The sequence below is a fragment of the Pedobacter zeae genome (genome assembly GCF_014196715.1).
Lineage (GTDB): Bacteria > Bacteroidota > Bacteroidia > Sphingobacteriales > Sphingobacteriaceae > Pedobacter > Pedobacter zeae.
Genome location: NZ_JACIEF010000003.1, coordinates 753161 through 772185, shown reverse-complemented (window position 1 = coordinate 772185; position 19025 = coordinate 753161). Strand labels below are relative to the sequence as shown.

Genomic DNA, 19025 nt, shown 5'->3' with positions numbered 1-19025 from the left:
TTGATGTTTATAGTACATTAAGTAGTATTAGATATGGAAATTAAAGGAAAAGTACACGAAGTAGGTGCCACGCAGCAAGTAAGTGAAACGTTTAAAAAACGTGATTTAATAGTAGAATATGCAGAAAATCCAACTTACCCAGAATATATCCGTTTTGAGGCTTTACAAGATAAAACTGCGTTATTAGATACGTTTAAAGCTGGCGATGAGGTTGAGGTTTTCTTTAATTTACGTGGTCGCCCTTGGACAGATAAGCAAGGTAAAACATCATATTTTAACAGTTTGGTCATCTGGCGTATCAATGCCGTTGCAGGTGCGCCTGCAGCAAGTGCCCCGGCTTATGCAGCCCCGGTTGATGTAAGCAGTGCACCAGGCGAAGATGATGATTTGCCTTTCTAAATAAAGAATCTTTTTTAAGCAAACAATTTTTGAACCAATGCCGGAGCTTTTGCCCCGGCATTTTTTTTGCCTCTTGCAGAGCAGGTTTCCGAAGTTTATCCAGCCAGAGACCCGGCAAAACTTCGGAAGCTGTTACTGGCCCTGTTAAAATATGTTAAAAACAGACACTTCACCAAGCTAATCGGTATTTTTGATATCTGTTTAGATTTAAGAAGATTACACCCTGGTTTTTTTAGTTTTAAAACCAATCTAATTCATGAAGAAAAAAAGTTTTTGGTTGATTACTGTTTTAATGACGGTGGCTTTGCTGGGCGTATTTGTAATGCAGCTGTATTACATCAGGGAATCGTATAAGCTAAAATCCCAGCTTTTTGATGAACAGGTAAACCAGACGCTTTCTACCGTGGTGAATAAAATTCAACGCAGAAATGTTGCTGACCATTTAACCCGGAAAGACGCCGAAAACAAACTTAAACAAATTCAGGATTCCAGGCAGCGTGCGCTCGATATTAAAGAGCTGAGGCAGCAATACGTACAGGAAGCCGAATTGCGGCAGGCTGAAAGAGAAAACCAGATTGAGGCTTACCTGAACCAGCAGGATAGTATTATCAGGGTATCGTACCGGGCACCGAATGTGATTTCGGAAAGAGAGTATACCTCCCTGACATCGAAAAACGGCGATAAGCTCGATTTACAGATGGATGCCTTTATTGATATCAAAAGCCTGATATTAAAAGGCTACAGCATGCGAACCAAGCCGTTTTCTCCCCCGCCCAAAACATTTGAGTTTAAAAGCCTGCAAAATTTACCAGATACCCTGAGGTATTTGGTTTTCGATCCGCGGGATGGTAGTCCGGGTTTTGCTAATGTACCAAAGATCCCGACCGATTTGGATAAGAAATTTAAGCGTGATGATGAAATTGCCCGGAAAAAGCTGGAGCTTAAAATCGCTGCCTTAGGAAAAGATACCTTTTCTTACAATCGCTTAAGCATGGTGGAAGACGTATCTAAAGAACTGCAGGAAACCAATGTGCCGATCTATAAACGCATTAATTTTAGTTCTTTGGGGACTTTGTTGAAACAGGAACTCCTTGCCAATAATATTACACTGGAACCCTCTTACCGGATTTCGCTGGCCAGAAAAGATTCGACCATTTTTATGGCTGCTTCTAACGTTAAGGGAGAGTTTTTACCTGAAAACACCTATAAAACCCCGCTGTTTGGAAACGATATCTTTCGCGATCCCGGAATGCTTTTCGTTAGTTTTCCGAATAAAAACTCAGCTATTATAGCTAATCTGAGTGTTACACTAGCCTCGTCAATAGGCCTGCTGCTGGTGCTTGTTTTTATTTTCTCTTACACGCTCTATGCTATTTTGAAACAGAAAAAGCTATCGGAAATGAAAACAGACTTTATCAATAATATGACACATGAGTTTAAAACACCTGTGGCCACTATTATGATTGCCAGCGAAGCTTTAAAAGATCCGGAGGTAACAGAAGATAAAGCCCGGTTAAAGCGGTTGGCAGGGATTATCTATGATGAAAATGTTCGCCTGGGGAGCCATATCGAACGTGTTTTGAGCATAGCCCGCTTAGAAAAAGGCGAGCTTAAAATGGAAAATACCGAAGTAGATATAAACGACCTGATCGTAATTGTGCTGGATAGCATGGAATTGCAACTACAGAAAAGGAATGCCATTATCAACGTGCATACCGATGCAGAACATGCTGTTGTATATGGTGATGAGCTGCACCTTTCCAACGTAATTTATAACCTTATCGATAATGCAAATAAATACAGCAGCAATACGCCGGAAATTACCATTACCACGCGTAACGCGGGCAAGAATTTAATTATCGAAATAGCAGATAAGGGCATTGGTATGACCAAAGAGCAATCTAAGCGGATTTTCGATCAGTTCTACAGGGTACCAACAGGTAATCTGCACGATGTTAAAGGCTTTGGCTTAGGGTTAAATTATGTTCAGGATGTGATTAAAAAACTGAACGGAACAGTGAAGGTAAGTAGCGAAAAAGATAGAGGAACCACGTTCGAAATATGTTTACCTTTATAATGCGGTTAACCGCCGGCACAGAGCAAGCTTACCGGTATACTAAAAGCCAGACAATGCTTAATTTGCTTAATAGGGTAGCATATTAATTTAAAGTGATGTAGGGATTAAACTGTTACGCGGATTTCGAATCAAACTTTCAGCGCAGGCAACGCTATACAGGTGAATAAAATTAAGAAAATGAAGAAAATACTTTTGGTAGAAGATGATCCAAACTTAGGTTTATTATTGCAGGACTATTTACAGTTAAAGGGTAAATTTGATGTAGTGCTATGTACTGATGGTGAAGAAGGACTGCGGGCTTTTGGAAAGCAAAATTTCGATTTATGTATTTTGGATGTAATGATGCCCAAAAAGGATGGATTTACTTTGGGTAAAGACATTAGAAAGGTCAATGCACATGTGCCAATTATTTTTGCAACAGCTAAAACCATGCTCGAAGATAAGGCTGCGGCCTACGATTTGGGTGGCGATGATTACATTACCAAGCCTTTCCGTATTGAAGAGCTTTTACTGCGGATCAATGCGATGTTTAAGCGTGTGGCCAATAAAACAGATAAAAATGATGAGGCTGCAGAAACACAGTTTTCTATTGGTCAATATCATTTCGATTATACTACCCAGATTATTACCGATAACCATCACCAGCAAAAACTTTCTACCAAAGAGGCCGAACTGTTGCGTTTACTGTGTTTAAAAAAGAATACCGTTTTAACCCGCGAAGAGGCTTTGTTAAGTATCTGGCATGATGACAATTACTTTAACGGAAGGAGTATGGATGTGTTTTTGAGTAAGTTGCGCAAGTACCTTAAAGCCGATCCTACAGTAGAGATTATTAACGTGCACGGAAAAGGCTATAAGTTACTGGTAAGTTAGATATCGTGTTAAAGGTTGGAATGTTGTAAAGGTTAAAATGTTTTGGACGCCAAAATCAACTTTCAAACATTAAACCTTATAACTTTTCAATCCACATTAAATATACAGATTCTCCTGAACTGCAGGAATAATGTTTCTTTCCTGTGCCAGTTTAAACAAGGTATCAATTGCTTTACGGCCTTCCTGGCCCAGGTTAATGCTATATTTATTTACATATAGTTCGATGTGCTTGTACATCACACTTTCTTCCATGGCCTGTGCATGCTGGCGGATAAAATCGATACCCGATTTTGGATGTGCAAAAGCAAATTCTACTGATTGACGCACCAAACGGTTTACTTTTAACTGCAGCTCACGGCTCAGCTTCCTGTTGATTACAATACCACCTAACGGAATGGCGCAGCCTGTCAGTTTTTCCCAATAATCGCCAAGGTCAACAATTTTTGTTAAACCTTTATCCTCGTAGGTAAACCTATTTTCGTGGATGATCAGTCCCAGATCAATCTGGTCATTAAGCAGGGCTGATTCGATTTCAGAGAAAACCAATTCCTGTTTGTTTTGTAAATGGGGGTAAGCAATTCCCAGTAAAAAATTTGCAGTGGTGTACTTTCCTGGTATTCCAATTTTAAGTTTAGAGTTGGGCGTTTGGAGTTGAGGGTCATCTGAGCCTTCAAAATGATTTTTGCTAATTAATAAAGGGCCAACACCAAAGCCCAGGGCACTCCCTGCGTCCAGTAAAGCATATTGGTTCGCTACATAGGCAAAGGCATGAAAACTTAACTTGGTAATATCTAACTGGCCCCTGAGTGCCTTTTGGTTTAGTGTTTCTACATCATCATAATATACCTCAAATTCTAATCCTTCAGTATCTATTTTATGATGGATCAGCGCATCGAAAATAAAGGTATCGTTAGGGCAGGGAGAAAATCCAAGTGTAAGTTTCATCTATTTATTTTTTTGTTTTCAGTTGTTAGATGGAGCCTTTGACAATTAAAATAATTATTTTAATTGTGTCGGTTCATAAATCAAAATTAAGTACTGCAGCAAACTAATCAGTCATAATCAGTTCATTTCTCCAACAAAAGCAATGGCCCAATCATTTAGGTTTTTAATCGCCAAGCCAATTTTCCAATTGTCTTTATTTCTGCGTTCTACATAATTAGATATGCTTCTAATTTGCAGGCAATCGATATTCAGCTGTTTGCTTGCGTAAAAAACAGCAGCTCCCTCCATACTTTCAGTTGTTGGGTTTAACCTTTCTATCAGGGTTTGAATACTTTTTTCGCTTCCGGTTACGCGGTTCATCGTAATGCCTTTAGCCGGTGCTAGCGCTACTTTTATCTGAGTTTTAGTGGTATATCGATTTTCTCCAAAGCCCAGGTCGGTTATGCTTAGAAATTCATCGCCGTTTTCTGCACCAAGCTCAGCAAAGGTATCCTCGGTGATGTTTAACACCGTACCTAACGGAATACTCCTGTCGAAAGCGCCTGCGATGCCTAAATTTAGCACCAGGTCGTATTGAGGTGAAAGATATCTGCCTAGGGCAAAGGCTGTTGCCACCATTCCAACTCCCGTAATCAGCAGGTCGAATTTTTTATTTTCTACAAAATCCTCCTCCGGTAGATTAAAATGCTGGTAAAAAAAGCTGAGTTCTGCTTTTGTAGCGGCGACAACTAAAATTTTCATAAAGTAAAGTTAAGGAAATAAGAGGAATGTAAGGTGGAATATGACTGAGGGAAAGCAGATCAGCGCACCTGCAGGAATGAAGCAAGCTGGTATAAAAAGGAATATGATTAGGGGCGCATATACATCATCCCTCTTCCATCATCCATTTTATCCGTATATTTGCATTTTATTTTATAGTAATGATTTACATCACGAGAAAAGCATCATTTAATGCGGCGCACAAACTGGCCCGTACCGATTGGGATGATGATAAAAATAATGAAGTTTATGGTAAATGTGCCAACCCCAATTGGCATGGCCATAACTATTGGTTATATGTTACCGTTAAAGGCGAAGTAAATCCGGAAACGGGTTTTCTTGTTGATTTAAAATGGCTGAAAGACGTAATGAACGATTACGTGGTAGATAAGGTTGATCATAAAAATCTAAATCTTGATGTAGATTTTATGAAGGGCAAACTGGCTTCGACCGAAAACCTGGCTATAGAAATCTGGAAACAGCTTTGGGCTCCGATTGCAGAGAGCGGCGCCATTTTGCATTGTGTAAAGATCTACGAAACCGAAAATAATTTTGTTGAATACTTTGGTTAAAAACCTGAATTAATGAGTAAAGACGTATTGAAAGGCGAATCGAGAGACGGTTATGTAAAGATAGACCGTTACAACGAAGATAAAATTGAAGCCGTAGCTAAACATTATAAAGATATCCTTGGCCAGTTGGGCGAAAATCCGGATCGGGAAGGTTTATTAAAAACGCCTGAGCGCGTGGCTAAAGCGTTGCAGTATTTAACACACGGATACGATTTAAAACCTGATGAAATTCTGAAAGGGGCCATGTTTGAAGAGGATTACAGCCAAATGGTTGTGGTTAAAGATATTGAAGTATATTCGATGTGCGAACACCACATGCTGCCGTTTTTTGGTAAAGCACACATCGCTTATATCCCGAACGGACACATTGTAGGGTTAAGTAAAATTCCGCGTGTGGTTGATGCTTTTGCCCGTCGTTTACAGGTGCAGGAACGTTTAACAAACGAAATTAGAGATTGTATTCAAAATACCCTTAGCCCGATGGGCGTTGCTGTGGTAATGGAATGCAGGCATTTGTGCATGGCTATGCGCGGTGTGCAAAAGCAAAATTCGGTTACCACCACATCAGCCTTTACCGGAACTTTTTTAAGTAACGATAAAACAAGGGCAGAATTTTTAAGGCTAATTACAGCGAGTTTAGATTAATTTAGTAACGGCATAACGGTTAAGTATCAGGGCATCGGGATAAGTTAAGATCAGATAATGCCTTAACACGAAATGCCAAACGTAAAACGCATATCGGGTTAGGCGCTTTGGCATTCAACGCCAGCCGCCAAACGCGATACACCAAACTAATGATAATGAAAGCATATATTTTTCCCGGACAGGGAGCACAGTTTGTAGGCATGGGTAAAGATCTTTATGAGCATCCCAAAGCTGCAGCATTATTTGAACAAGCCAATGAGATAATCGGTTTCCGCATCAGCGACATTATGTTCGGCGGAACAGATGAAGAACTTAAACAAACCAACGTAACCCAGCCTGCAATTTTTTTGCATTCGGTTATCTTGGCCAAAGTTTTGGGCGATAATTTTAAACCGGATATGGTTGCAGGCCATTCCCTGGGCGAATTTTCGGCTTTAGTGGCGGCAAATGCACTAAGTTTTGAAGATGGATTAAGGCTGGTAATTGCCCGTGGAAATGCCATGCAGAAAGCTTGTGAAGCACAGCCTTCAACAATGGCGGCCATTTTAGGTTTGGCTGATGATGTGGTAGAAAAAATCTGTGCAGAGGTTGATGCAGTAGTGGTGCCGGCTAACTACAACTGCCCGGGGCAATTGGTTATTTCAGGAAGCATTGAAGGTGTTGATCTGGCTTGTGCCAAGTTAACCGAAGCCGGTGCAAAAAGAGCATTAAAATTAAATGTAGGTGGTGCATTCCACTCGCCTTTAATGGAGCCGGCAAAAATCGAACTTCAGGCCGCTATTGAAGCTACAGCGATTTCTGCTCCAATCTGCCCGGTTTATCAAAACGTTGATGCAAAACCTTATACAGATCCGGCCGAAATTAAATCGAATCTGATCAAACAATTAACGGGTGCTGTACGTTGGACACAGACAGTAGGCAATATGCTTGCTGATGGTGCAACTGAATTTGTTGAAGTAGGGCCGGGCAACGTATTACAGGGTTTGGTTAAAAAAGTAAGCCGTGAGGTACAAACCAGTAGCGCTGCTATAGCTTAATTTAATACAATAAAATAGAACAATGCCAACGCCATAAGCTTAATGTTTGTGGCGTTGCTTTTTATCAATATTTAATATCTTTATCGGTAAATGGATTTTTTATCACTTTAAAATACATGAGGTAGTGCATAAGTGATAATGGTTTGCTACTTGATGAAAATACAACTCTACGGATGAAAATGAGCTTTGGTGTAAAAATTAGGTTTCTATTGCTCGTTTTGGGCTGTTGCCTTATGGTAACGTCTATTTCGTTGAGTCGGTTTACGACCAAAAGAGAGTTGCTCGGACACGATGCAGAAAAGATTCAGCAGAATCTTTTGGCTAAAGAAAGATTGGTACAGGCCTTTTTGGCCGATAAAAAACAAGTTGCTAAAGCCAGGCAGTTTCACATTAATCCTAAAAGCGGAATCGAATTTATCAAGAGCTACAGGGATACGGATGGCGTAAATCTCTTAACGTTCGAAAATAATGAGCTGAAGTACTGGAGTACCATTAAGATTTCGGATATAGACCCCAGTACCATTAGAGAAGGGAGCTCGGTACTGTTTTTTGCCAACGGATGGTACGAGGTAATTAAAAGCACGCAGGGTAACTTTAGCCTTATTTTCCTGATACCCATCCAATCGCAATATCCTTTTAAAGAAACTCAATACTTTAAAAATGATATCGACCCGATTTTATCCACCACAAAATTATTAACTTTTGCTTCTTTCACAGATAAGGATGTATATGTAATAAAAAGCCTTGATAATAAATTTTTGTTTGGCCTTAAGGTAAAGCCAGGCTATGCAGAAACCTATTTTTCGGCTACCCAGTTATGGCTGTTTATTGCCGGGATGTTGTGTATCTGTATGTTTTTTAATTCCCTGAGCTCGCTCATTGCCCGCCGTGGGCATATTGCCTGGGGTACTTTCCTGCTGCTCTTTTTCTTTCTTGCTTTCCGCCTATCCGATTTATATTATGGCTGGTTTAACCACCGGTTTATTTTAGATCTTTTTGATCCAAAGATATACGCAGATAGTTTTCTGATGCCCTCATTGGGCGATTTCTTCTTAAATGTTATTGTTCTCACCTGGTTACTGCTTTTTATGTACAATCACAAAGAGCAATACCGGTTCCCGGGATGGATTAAGCGCAATAAAGTGATAGGTCTTATTATTCAGGCCTCTCTAATGGTACTTATTGGTAAGATTGTGTGGGATACTGACGATATTTTTTTCGGGCTGATTTTTAACTCGAAAATTAATTTCGACATTGTAAACATTCTGAAATTGAGTGGTACCAGTTGGGTAGGTATTGTGATTTTGTGTCTGGCCTGGTTTCAGATTTATCTGATCACCGTAATTTCGGCCACGGTAAGCCGCCAGCTCAATGTAAGCAATAAAGAAAGGCTGATTATTTTTCTGATCGGCTTTGCGGGGGTTTTTGTTTATAAACTTTTTGTCGATTTCAATGCATTCTTTATTGTTTTTGCCCTGGTATTATTTATTGTTGCAAGGGCGGTGTACCTCGAAGAAAAGCACTTCTCTATCGGTTTGTTCGCTATAGTTTTTTTCTGTCTGGCTTTTAATACCTCCATTAAATATACCAGGTATAAAGACATTAAAGAACGTAGCCTGCGCGAGCCACTGGCCCGTAAAATACAATCGTCAGAAGATTTAAATGCCATTATTGCCTTAGGTACCCTGGGCAATGAAATTGTTAAAGATGATTTTCTATCCAGGTATTTTAAACAAGATAAACCAGCGAATTATGCAGTGCTTAAAAACCAACTGAAAGATTATCTGGATGGTTATTTGAGTCGCTACGATTACCAGATTTATCCATATGATAGATTTGGAACACCAATGGGCAATGCCGATAGTCCGCCTATCGATAAATATAAAAAACTGGTAGAAGTCGGTTCTGTTAAAATAGACGGATCTAACTTTTTCTATCAGGTGAACAATACTTTTGGTTACCAGGATTATTTTGGGATTATTTCGATGGTTGACCGGGGTAATCTGCTCGGTACGCTCGTAATCGAACTGCGCTCCAAACCCTACAATTATAATAACCGGCTGCCTGATCTTTTAGGCGATCAGAAACTGACAAAAGATGAAGATTTTAAAGGTTATTCGATTGCTTTTTACAGTAATAATAAGCTGCTTAACCAATCCGGAAATTACACCTATCCGCTTGATGGCAGCATATATAAAGGTAAAAAAGACGATTTTGTAATTGATAATGACGACAAATTACACTACAGTCACATGATTTATAAGCCTTCTGATAGTAAAATGGTAATTATCAGTAAGGAAAAGGTCGATTACATAGAGCGCTTAGCCGCACTGTCTTTCTTTTTTTTGGTGTTCATTATTTTTTCTTTAGTGCTGTATGGTTTAATCTGGTTGATTAAAAACCTCGATGATGATAAGGTAGGCTGGTTTAGCATCAACCGTTCGTTAATGATCAATGCCAATAAAATCCTGTATAAAACCAGGATCCAAGTTTCTATCGTACTCTCTGTAGTGGCTACCCTGATCATTGTGGGCTGGGTAACCTATTATTACATGGATCTTGAATACCGCGGTCAGCAGGATGCGATACTGAAGGATAAAATCAGAAAGGTTCAGCAGAATTTTGAAAAGCAGGTGTTCAGCAATGGGGCCATTTCTAATGATGAAAATGCCGTAGCTGATTTTAATAACTTTGCCGATATTAATAATGCCGATCTGAATTTATATGATTTGAGCGGTAACCTGATCATGACCACTTACCCCAAGCTCTATAATTACAAAATTATAGGTAGAAAAATGGGGCCTTTGGCTTATTTATCTTTAAGTAGCCTTCACCGGTCTGAATACATTAACCCCAAAGAAAAGATAGGCAATTTAACCTACGCTGCCGCGTATGCACCCATCAGGAATGCGCAGAATAAAACCATTGCGTATATCGGCCTTCCCAACTACTCGAACGAAGAAGAATATACCGATAAGATTGCTCTTTTTGTGAGTAACCTGATCAATATTTATGCGCTTGTTTTTGTAGGAATCGGTGTGTTGGCTGTTTTTTTGGCCAATCAGATCACCAGTCCGTTAACCTTTATCCAGGAGAGCATCAGTAAAACTAAAATAGGGCAAAAGAACGAGCCTATTGTGTGGCGCAGGCATGATGAAATCGGCTCGTTGATTAAAGAGTACAACAATATGATTTCGGCTTTAGAGGCCAGCGCCCTTAAACTGGCCAGATCGGAACGGGAGAGTGCCTGGCGTGAAATGGCAAAACAGGTTGCCCACGAAATCAAAAATCCGCTAACGCCTTTAAAATTAGGTGTTCAGTTGTTGGAAAAATCGTGGAAAGAGAAAGATCCAAATTTTGAACTGAAGTTTAATAAATTCAGCAAATCATTTATCGAACAGATTGATAGCTTGTCGAAAATTGCTTCCGAGTTTTCAAATTTTGCTAAAATGCCCGATACCAATTTGGAACGGCTTGCTTTGCTTCCGGTTATCGAACGGGCAAGGGAGGTGTTTAAAAGCACAGAAAATGTAACCATCGATATCATTGATAAAAGTACCGGTGATGTCGAAATTATGGCTGATCACGATCAATTGCTAAGAACTTTTAACAACCTGCTTAAAAATGCAATAGAAGCCATTGATGAAGAATCCATGTGCTGCATCACCATTGTGGTGTATGTAGATCAACAGAATGCATTTATCGAAATTAAGGATAATGGAAAGGGTATTCCTCCATCGCTGCATGATAAGATTTTTGTACCCAACTTTACCACTAAAACATCGGGAACCGGCTTAGGTCTTGCTTTTGTAAAACAGGCGGTAGAAAATGCAGGCGGAACGATTAAATTTACCTCGATAACCGGTTTAGGAACAACTTTTTATTTAAGTTTTCCATTGGCTTAAAATAAATAAGATTAGTGTTCAGATCCGTTAATTTTATCTCAGCTCTACCTGAGCCTTGCCCATGGTACTGCCATCGGCGTATAAAATTACGGTATAGATGCCTTTAATAAAAGGTTTTGGATTTGCCCAATCGATAACATAGGTGCTGTCATCGTTATTGTAATTGATAAAGATGGAGTGGCTGTATTGCATGTCCTGCCCGTCGGCTTCAAAGCGGTTGCCCTCATCGGCCAATAGGTTGCCGGCAGGATCAAATACCCTTAAGTAGATATTATGATGGGTTTTTTCTGCCAGTTGGTTAGGGATGATGGTAAACCGTACACTTAATTTTTCGGCAGTTGACGATCGGGTTACTTCTACCTTCTTGCCACTCGATTTGGTTCTGAAGGCAATAATTTCAGCAGATTGAAGCTTTAATGCCGCTGCGGTTTTAACTTTTGCATTTAAATTAGAGTTTTCGTTCTCTAAATTCGATGCCCTATTGCTAACGTTTTTGAGGGTATTCTGTAAGCTGTCTCGGCTGTTCTTCAAAAGAATATTATCCTTCTGCAACTTAATGATCTGATCATTGTAGTTTTTTACAAATACTTTCAGTTCGTTAATCTTGGCGTTAGCTTTGTCGAGTTCGTTTTGAGTGATCTGGTTTTTTTCCAGGGCCGCTTTAAGTTCTTCAATTTTTACCCGTGCAATTTTTTGTTCTTCAGCAAGTTTGTCGTTTAAATCCAGGTTTAGTGCATTAACCTTATCCAGTTCAACCTCAATCTTTTCTACCTCCAGCCGTAATTTATCTTTTTCTGTACTTACGGTAACAAATCTTTCATTTTGCTGTCGATCTTTAAAAAATAAGTAAGCATTTGTGCCAATTAAAGCTGCAATAACGATGACCAGGAAATAAATTTTGTTTCTATCACCCTTATTAATCTTTTGTGGTTCCATTTTCAATAACGCTGTATCTTCTGTAAATTAATATACTTTTGTGCTCCATAGGTAAATGGGGTATACAATTTAATTTTAGCGGGGCGCAAATTAGAATTTTTTAAAAACTTATAAGAGTTTTTAAAAAAAATCGTTTACTTGCTAATGTTCATTTGTCTTCAAATCAACACAACACACAATCTGAATAAAAAATAAGACAGAAATAATGCTTAAAAACTTTCTATACGCACTGTTATCTTTAACTGTAGTACCTTATATATTAAATGCACAACCTTTATCAAAAATTGCACCAAAAAGGGAATTTAGAGGAGTTTGGGTGGCTACAGTTACCAATATAGACTGGCCATCGAAGCCCGGTTTGAGCGTTGATCAACAAAAGCAGGAGCTGATTGGCATTTTAGAAAGACATAAGAGTCAAGGAATGAATGCTATTATTTTGCAGGTTAGGCCAGCGGCCGACGCTTTTTACGCAAAATCCAGAGAGCCCTGGAGCCAGTGGTTAATGGGTAAGCAAGGTTTAGCACCTGCAGCCGGGTACGACCCTTTGGCCTTTGCCATTAAAGAAGCTCATTTCAGGGGAATGGAGCTCCATGCCTGGTTTAATCCTTACAGGGCCAGCATGAGCAGTTCCGCTGTATTGAGCGAAAATCATGCTTATCGTAAACATCCCGACTGGTTTTTTACCTATGGTGGCAAAAAGCAGTTTGATCCGGGTATTCCCGAAGTAAGGGAATATATTGTGCAGGTAATTTTGGATGTAGTAAAAGGATATGATATTGATGGTATTCACTTCGACGATTATTTCTACCCTTATAAAGTGGAGGGACAAACCATTAACGATGGGAATACCTTTTATAAATACCCCAATAATTTTTCGGATATAAAAGACTGGAGGCGTAATAACGTTGATTTGCTGATTAAGCAACTGGACGACAGTATTCACCATTATAAAAAATGGGTTAAATTCGGCATCAGTCCGTTTGGTATTTGGAAAAATAAAAATGAAGATCCGGAAGGTTCTGCCACCAGTGGCCTATCCAATTATGCAGAGCTTTTTGCCGATAGCCGTAAATGGGTTAAAGAAGGTTGGGTAGATTACATTAATCCTCAAATTTATTTTACGTTTACCCGGAGGGTAGCTCCCTATGGTATTTTGGTTGATTGGTGGAGTAATAATACCTTTGGGCGGCATGTTTATATCGGACAGGGTGCTTATCTGGTAAATTCGAGGGCAGAAGCAGCATGGAAAAATCTAAATGAAATACCGAATCAGATTAGATACCTAAGAGGTAACAACCGGATTCAGGGCAGCGTGTTTTTTAGTTCTAAATCATTAAGTACCGTTGCTAAAGCCGTTGGCGATTCCTTGAAGAACGATTTTTATAAATATCCTGCCTTGCCACCGCAAATGCCCTGGCTTGATGAAGTGCCACCAAACGAACCCCAGGCACTAACCGCTGATGCACTAAAAGACGGTGTACACTTAAAATGGCAGCTTCCGTTAAAGGCTAAAGATGGAGAAACGGCTTCCGGTTTTGTAATTTACCGGTTTAATGAGGGTGAGAAAATTTCGGTCCTCGATCCAAAAAATATTATTAAAATCAGTTTTGAAGATTACCTAACCTTTATAGACACCAATGTAGAAAATGGTAAAAGGTATAGCTATCTGGTTACCGCTCTAGACCGGTTAAAAAATGAAAGTGAGCCTAGCGGGCCTGTTGGTGTAGAAATCCCTTTGGCGAAATAGTTAATGGGCACTATTGGTTCTTTTTATTGGTCGATTCCCTTTCAACAACGGCCGGATCAAGTACAATGTGCTCCATATTGGAATAAGGGTTATCCTGATTGATCATTTTAAGAAACATTTTAGCACATTCTCTACCCATTTGCGATGCATGCTGGTCGATTGTTGACAGGTTTGGGGTAATGTAAGCTGAAAAAGCTTCATTGGCAAAACCAATTACACCAATTTCCGGAGGCGTTTCATTAATCTCTTTAAGCTTTTTAATTACACCTAAGGCAGTAAAATCATCACCCGCAATAATCGCATCGGGTTTGTTTTTACTGCGCATTAATTTGCCGGCACCAAATCGGCCGTCTTTAATGGATAAACCCCCAAACACAATATGCTCCTCTACCAGTGGAAGATTATGGTCTGCCAAAGCTGCTTTATATCCTTCTAAGCGGTCGTTAAATATTTTAATCTGATGAACGGTGGTTACAAAAGCAATTTTTTTATAACCCCTGTCGATTAAATGTTTCGTAGCGATGTAACCTGCCTTGAAATCATCCAGTGTAATGGTAGGGACTTTTAATTCTGTATTTACACGGTCGAATAATATAAGGGGTTTATTTTGTTTAATAATTTCGAAAAAGTGGGAGATGTCTTTGGTTTCTAAAGACATAGAGGCCATAATGCCATCAACCTGTGCTTCTAATAAGGTTTTTACGCCATTTATTTCGTTCTCGATAGATTCATTGGATTGATAGATAATAACACGGTAACCGCTGTTTTTCAGCCCGTCTTCTATACGATGGATAATAGATGCAAAGAAATGTGCCTGTACGCTTGGCACAATTACACCAATGATATGGGTTTTACCGGATTTTAATGCCGATGCAAGTTTATTTGGACTATAATTTAATTTTTTAGCCATTTCAACCACGGCCTTTCTGGTGGTATCACTTATCGCCGGAAACCCGCTAAGGGCCCTGGAAACAGTTGATACTGTAATATCGAGCGCTTTGGCTATATCATATATGGTGGTTTTTTTTTTCAATTTCAGAGGTGGAGACAATTATAGCGTAAATTTACTAAACCTTAATAATAATGTTCTTTTTATACATCAAATACAATAATACATAAAAACCCAGCACGTAAGTTAAGGCCCAAACTAATGAGGCATTTATTGGACTAAAAAACGGACTGTAACACGTTTCATAAAAGCGCACCAATAATCCGGTTTTACTACCGTCGGGTTTAGTAATCCGGATCAGATTTAATACCCGTGGCATTAAACCTGCCTGGAAAAAGACTGTGATGGCGTTAACTCCATAAACAACAAAAGGAGTGGTAAATTTTTTGTAACCATGAACATCGATAATCCAGTAACAAATGGCCAATCCTATTGATGCCAATCCACCTGTGTAGAGTACATAAGAACTCGTCCATAATGATTTGTTGATGGGGAACTGTAAATCCCAAAGTAAACCCAAAATAACTGCGGCAGTACCTGCAGTAAATAACCAGGCTACTTTGGTTGGATTGTCTATATCTTTTCTGCGCATCCAAACGCCAACCAAAATGCCAAAAAGGCAAGTGCCTATCGCCGGTAATGTGCTTAAAATTCCTTCGGGATCCCATGTTTTGGAGGAGGCCCAGGTATGTGCTTCGGTTAAGATGCCGCGATCGATCCATGCTGCCAAATTGGTTTCTTTTTCCAGGTTTGGATAACCTATGCCCGGTACGGGAATAAATGTCATTAATGCCCAATAAACGGTAAGTATTACAATCAGTGTTTTGAATATCGTTTTAGTGGAAGCTTTAATGAAAATAATGCTGCTAATAATAAATACGATGCCTATTCTCTGTAAAACACCTAATAACCTCACGGTTTGGAAAGCTTCCCAAATGGATTTATGGTCCATAATGGCACTGATGATTTTGCCAAAAATAGCGAGAAAAAAACCGAGGAAGTAAAGTATGATGCCCCTTTTAACCGCCTTGATAATTGTTTTTTGATGAGTAGCCGGATCTGCTTTGCTGCTGCTCATGGCAAATGCGATTGATACACCCACTATCCATAAAAAGAATGGGAAAATCAGGTCAGTAGGTGTACACCCATTCCATTCGGCATGCTCTAAAGGGGCGTAAATATGGCCCCAACTTCCCGGATTGTTCACTAAGATCATCGCGGCTACGGTTAATCCTCTAAAAAAATCGAGCGATAGCAATCGTTGTTTTGGTTGGGTCATGGTTAGCTTGTTTGGGTTCAGTAAACTAATTTAGAGTATTGTTTTTAGAATGAGAAATAAATAAGAAGTTGGAGGAAGGAGGCGGTGTGAGAAACTTCTGAAGTCTCAAAGGCCAATGGGCAGGTTGTACTTCGGAAGTTAGTCAGGGCCTTTAGATTTTATGATCGGATATAAATCCTGATAGTCCTCCGAACCATTCTAAAACTTCTGACCTATTGATTAAAGTTGGCTTGTTAGATAGATAAGAATTAAAGGAAGAATATTTATAATCTTCCATTTTCTCAACTAGTTTTGAAACGCATGGGTTTTGATGAATATAAGTTATGATTCTCGTATAATAAGCTTCAGAATCAACTTTTTTTACTTTATACCTCCCTTGAAACAAGCCTCCAACTCTATTGTAACTTAGGTTTATTGCTTTAACGTAAGAAATAAGCATGTTTTTAATTCCTTTTTCGAAATTGAATTTATCGTTTACCCTGATGAAAAAATGAAAGTGATTTGGCATTAAGCAGTAAGCAAAAATATCTACATATGGAATAATATATTTTTTGAACTGCATTAAGAAGAAATGATAATTTCTATCGTCAAAAAAGATTTTACCCTTATTGTTTCCTCTGTTGTAAATGTGATAGCGGCAACCTTCCTCTATTTTCATATTCTAATGGTTTGAATAATTGTGTAATAGGGATGGCTAATTTTATTGAAATATAAGTATATTTTTTGAATGTTAAACCTCCGAAGTCTTGCCACATCCTGGGCTTTTTAGACTTCGGAGGCTAGCCAAAAAAACCTGCTTTGAGCGAACAAAGCAGGTTTGATTTATTTTAAAACTAGTCTTCAAATTTCCAGCGGACAAACGCTTCCATTGCTTCGTACTCTGCCAGCCCGAGCTCATCATAAGCTTTTGCCGTATCACGGTTACGGTCTTCAGCCCGTTGCCAGAACTCTCTTGAATCGTCGCCAGGGAAAACAGCTTTGTCTTTTTGACTTTGGTGTTTAAAGATCGCATTTCTCTTGCGCTCCAGCTCTTGCGGCGAAATTGGGACCGCCATTTCGATTTCGTAGGTTTCAAATTCATGCCAGGCACCGCGGTACATCCATAACCAGCAATCTTGCGCCCAGGCTTCGGTTTTGCGCAGGCGTTTTAAAGCTTCTAAAATAATATTGAAGCAAACGATATGCGTGCCGTGAGGATCTTCAAAATCGCCGGCAGCGTAAACCTGATGAGGTTTCACTTTTTGCAAAAGTTCTATGGTAAGTTCGATATCCGCATCCGTTACCGGGTTTTTCTGTACCTTGCCACTTTCGTAAAATGGAAGCGCCTGAAAATGGATATGGTCATCTTCAAGGCCGCAATACCTTGCCCCGGCAATGGCTTCACCCTTTCTGATCAATCCCTTAACGGTTTGAATTTCCGGTGTATCAACCTGGTTTGGTTTTTTCTGCTCAATAAAGGCTCTCATTTTGTTATAAAGCTCCTTTAATTGCGTATTATCCATACCCATTTTTTCGGTAAAATCTACGTTGAACTCCACAAAACGAAGGGCATCATCGTCCCAAACGGCTGTATTTCCCGAAGTTTGGTAGGCCACGTGTACGTCGTGTTTCTGATCAACAAGGCGCAGGAAAGTTCCACCCATCGAAATTACATCATCATCAGGGTGTGGGGAGAAGATAATTACACGTTTTCTTGCCGGTTCGGCCCTTTCCGGACGTTGAGAATCGTCGGCATTTGGTTTCCCTCCCGGCCATCCGGTAATGGTATGCTGTAATTTATTAAAAATATGGATATTGATGTTGTAAACCGGCCCTTTTTCGGTAGCCAGCTGCGCCATACCATTGTTATTATAATCGTCTTCTGTTAATTTTAAGATCGGTTTTTTAAGGGTGTTGGCCAACCAGATTACCGCTTTACGGATCAGGGCATCGGTCCAGACACAATCTTTAACCAGCCAAGGGGTATCAAAACGGGTCAGTTCTGAAGCTGCAGGTACATCGAGGATAAACTCTACATGGTCAGAAAGCTGCAGGTAGGTTGCCGGTACTTCTCCCGAAATTTCGCCTTCAACCGCTTTTTTAATGATCGAAGCTTTTTTACGGCTCCAGGCCATCAATATAATTTCCCTTGCTTTAAAAATGGTGCCAATACCCATGGTGATGGCTTTGGTTGGCACAAAGCTTTTTCCTCCGAAATCGCGTGCAGCATCACGGCGTGTTAAATCATCTAAGGTTACTAAACGGGTACCGGAATTTGGTGCGGAGCCCGGCTCGTTAAATCCGATGTGACCGGTACGGCCGATTCCTAAAATCTGGATATCAAGACCACCAAGATCGCCGATTTTCTTCTCATATTCCAGGCAAAAAGCCGGAATGTCTTCCAGTTCTAGCGTTCCGTCAGGGATGTGAACATTTTTTCTATCGATATCGATATGATTGAAAAGGTTTTCGTTCATAAACGTAACGTAACTCTGTGCCGAGGTTGGCGCCATCGGATAGTATTCATCCAGGTTAAAAGTAATTACGTTTTTAAAACTTAAGCCCTCTTCTTTGTGCAGTCTAACCAGTTCGGCATAAACTGCAATTGGGGTAACACCTGTTGCTAAGCCCAGTACTGCAGGTGCGTTGTTTGCTTGTTTTGATTTAATGAGCTCGGCAATGCGATGTGCCACATTAATTGAAGCAACTTTTGGATTTTCGAACACGCTTACGGGTAATTTTTCGAAACGTGTCTCCTCCAGTAAATTTAATCTAGCCATTTTTTTTATATGGATTTTAATGTACGGAGCAGTAAATATAGAGAGTTATGCCCAATTTCTACCAAAGGTTATTTACATTTATCGCAAGTATTTACATAAAATTCAATTATGGGGGCAGACAAACGTTTGATCCATTTAATCTA

The 19025-nt window shown here is 39.7% G+C and carries 15 protein-coding genes; 8 read left to right on the top strand and 7 right to left on the bottom strand.

What is annotated here, in order from left to right; all coding sequences use genetic code 11:
- The first annotated feature begins 33 nt into the window (after positions 1-33).
- The 3 genes from GGQ60_RS16340 to GGQ60_RS16330 all read left to right on the top strand — a co-directional run bounded on the left by GGQ60_RS16340 (position 34) and on the right by GGQ60_RS16330 (position 3349).
- A complete protein-coding gene (locus tag GGQ60_RS16340; RefSeq protein ID WP_183766371.1) occupies positions 34-399 on the top strand; it encodes a DUF3127 domain-containing protein in 366 nt (121 codons plus the stop codon).
- A gap of 256 nt (positions 400-655) precedes the next feature.
- Positions 656-2476, top strand: coding sequence for a sensor histidine kinase (locus GGQ60_RS16335; protein ID WP_183766369.1), 1821 nt, complete (start codon positions 656-658; stop codon positions 2474-2476).
- A 177-nt stretch (positions 2477-2653) separates the two neighbouring features.
- Positions 2654-3349, top strand: a complete 696-nt coding sequence (locus GGQ60_RS16330) for a response regulator transcription factor (protein ID WP_183766367.1) — start codon at positions 2654-2656, stop codon at positions 3347-3349.
- 96 nt (positions 3350-3445) lie between these two features.
- Here the strand turns inward: GGQ60_RS16330 and GGQ60_RS16325 are convergent, their stop codons facing one another.
- Both GGQ60_RS16325 and mqnB read right to left on the bottom strand, forming a co-directional pair.
- The gene (locus GGQ60_RS16325) at positions 3446-4294 is read right to left on the bottom strand and encodes a menaquinone biosynthesis family protein (RefSeq protein WP_183766365.1); all 849 of its coding nucleotides are present in this window, start codon (positions 4292-4294) and stop codon (positions 3446-3448) included.
- A 117-nt stretch (positions 4295-4411) separates the two neighbouring features.
- Positions 4412-5035: a futalosine hydrolase gene (gene mqnB / locus GGQ60_RS16320; RefSeq protein ID WP_183766363.1), complete on the bottom strand. Its 624-nt coding sequence runs from the start codon at positions 5033-5035 to the stop codon at positions 4412-4414.
- A 179-nt stretch (positions 5036-5214) separates the two neighbouring features.
- On the opposite strand from mqnB, the gene GGQ60_RS16315 reads away from it, so the two are divergent.
- The 4 genes from GGQ60_RS16315 to GGQ60_RS16300 all read left to right on the top strand — a co-directional run bounded on the left by GGQ60_RS16315 (position 5215) and on the right by GGQ60_RS16300 (position 11212).
- The gene (locus GGQ60_RS16315; protein WP_090501570.1) at positions 5215-5625 is read left to right on the top strand and encodes a 6-pyruvoyl trahydropterin synthase family protein; all 411 of its coding nucleotides are present in this window, start codon (positions 5215-5217) and stop codon (positions 5623-5625) included.
- Between the two features lie 12 nt (positions 5626-5637).
- The gene (gene folE / locus GGQ60_RS16310; protein WP_183766361.1) at positions 5638-6270 is read left to right on the top strand and encodes a GTP cyclohydrolase I FolE; all 633 of its coding nucleotides are present in this window, start codon (positions 5638-5640) and stop codon (positions 6268-6270) included.
- Between the two features lie 155 nt (positions 6271-6425).
- Positions 6426-7307, top strand: coding sequence for an ACP S-malonyltransferase (gene fabD, locus GGQ60_RS16305; protein WP_183766359.1), 882 nt, complete (start codon positions 6426-6428; stop codon positions 7305-7307).
- Between the two features lie 233 nt (positions 7308-7540).
- The gene (locus GGQ60_RS16300; protein WP_229685136.1) at positions 7541-11212 is read left to right on the top strand and encodes a sensor histidine kinase; all 3672 of its coding nucleotides are present in this window, start codon (positions 7541-7543) and stop codon (positions 11210-11212) included.
- A 33-nt stretch (positions 11213-11245) separates the two neighbouring features.
- On the opposite strand, the gene GGQ60_RS16295 is transcribed toward GGQ60_RS16300, so the two are convergent.
- Complete coding sequence (locus GGQ60_RS16295; protein WP_183766356.1) at positions 11246-12148, bottom strand: DUF8428 domain-containing protein; 903 nt, start codon at positions 12146-12148, stop codon at positions 11246-11248.
- A 205-nt stretch (positions 12149-12353) separates the two neighbouring features.
- Between GGQ60_RS16295 and GGQ60_RS16290 the strand changes: the two genes are divergently transcribed.
- Complete coding sequence (locus tag GGQ60_RS16290) at positions 12354-13895, top strand: glycoside hydrolase family 10-like protein (protein ID WP_183766354.1); 1542 nt, start codon at positions 12354-12356, stop codon at positions 13893-13895.
- Between the two features lie 10 nt (positions 13896-13905).
- On the opposite strand, the gene GGQ60_RS16285 is transcribed toward GGQ60_RS16290, so the two are convergent.
- The 4 genes from GGQ60_RS16285 to nagB all read right to left on the bottom strand — a co-directional run bounded on the left by GGQ60_RS16285 (position 13906) and on the right by nagB (position 18882).
- Positions 13906-14928 (bottom strand): LacI family DNA-binding transcriptional regulator, encoded by a 1023-nt coding sequence (locus GGQ60_RS16285; RefSeq protein ID WP_183766352.1) that lies wholly within the window; start codon positions 14926-14928, stop codon positions 13906-13908.
- A gap of 34 nt (positions 14929-14962) precedes the next feature.
- Complete coding sequence (locus GGQ60_RS16280) at positions 14963-16123, bottom strand: acyltransferase family protein (RefSeq protein ID WP_183766350.1); 1161 nt, start codon at positions 16121-16123, stop codon at positions 14963-14965.
- A 151-nt stretch (positions 16124-16274) separates the two neighbouring features.
- Positions 16275-16781 (bottom strand): transposase, encoded by a 507-nt coding sequence (locus GGQ60_RS16275; protein ID WP_183766348.1) that lies wholly within the window; start codon positions 16779-16781, stop codon positions 16275-16277.
- Positions 16782-16956: 175 nt separating this feature from the next.
- Positions 16957-18882, bottom strand: a complete 1926-nt coding sequence (gene nagB / locus GGQ60_RS16270) for a glucosamine-6-phosphate deaminase (RefSeq protein WP_183766346.1) — start codon at positions 18880-18882, stop codon at positions 16957-16959.
- Positions 18883-19025 lie beyond the last annotated feature (143 nt).

Bases quoted from the DNA above. Each gene is read 5' to 3' on its own strand.
- GGQ60_RS16295 (WP_183766356.1), bottom strand. From the start codon at position 12,148: ATGGAACCACAAAAGATTAATAAGGGTGATAGAAACAAAATTTATTTC.
- nagB (WP_183766346.1), bottom strand. From the start codon at position 18,882: ATGGCTAGATTAAATTTACTGGAGGAGACACGTTTCGAAAAATTACCC.
- GGQ60_RS16330 (WP_183766367.1), top strand. From the start codon at position 2,654: ATGAAGAAAATACTTTTGGTAGAAGATGATCCAAACTTAGGTTTATTA.
- folE (WP_183766361.1), top strand. From the start codon at position 5,638: ATGAGTAAAGACGTATTGAAAGGCGAATCGAGAGACGGTTATGTAAAG.
- GGQ60_RS16315 (WP_090501570.1), top strand. From the start codon at position 5,215: ATGATTTACATCACGAGAAAAGCATCATTTAATGCGGCGCACAAACTG.
- GGQ60_RS16300 (WP_229685136.1), top strand. From the start codon at position 7,541: ATGGTAACGTCTATTTCGTTGAGTCGGTTTACGACCAAAAGAGAGTTG.
- GGQ60_RS16335 (WP_183766369.1), top strand. From the start codon at position 656: ATGAAGAAAAAAAGTTTTTGGTTGATTACTGTTTTAATGACGGTGGCT.
- fabD (WP_183766359.1), top strand. From the start codon at position 6,426: ATGAAAGCATATATTTTTCCCGGACAGGGAGCACAGTTTGTAGGCATG.
- mqnB (WP_183766363.1), bottom strand. From the start codon at position 5,035: ATGAAAATTTTAGTTGTCGCCGCTACAAAAGCAGAACTCAGCTTTTTT.
- GGQ60_RS16275 (WP_183766348.1), bottom strand. From the start codon at position 16,781: ATGAAAATAGAGGAAGGTTGCCGCTATCACATTTACAACAGAGGAAAC.
- GGQ60_RS16280 (WP_183766350.1), bottom strand. From the start codon at position 16,123: ATGACCCAACCAAAACAACGATTGCTATCGCTCGATTTTTTTAGAGGA.
- GGQ60_RS16340 (WP_183766371.1), top strand. From the start codon at position 34: ATGGAAATTAAAGGAAAAGTACACGAAGTAGGTGCCACGCAGCAAGTA.
- GGQ60_RS16325 (WP_183766365.1), bottom strand. From the start codon at position 4,294: ATGAAACTTACACTTGGATTTTCTCCCTGCCCTAACGATACCTTTATT.
- GGQ60_RS16290 (WP_183766354.1), top strand. From the start codon at position 12,354: ATGCTTAAAAACTTTCTATACGCACTGTTATCTTTAACTGTAGTACCT.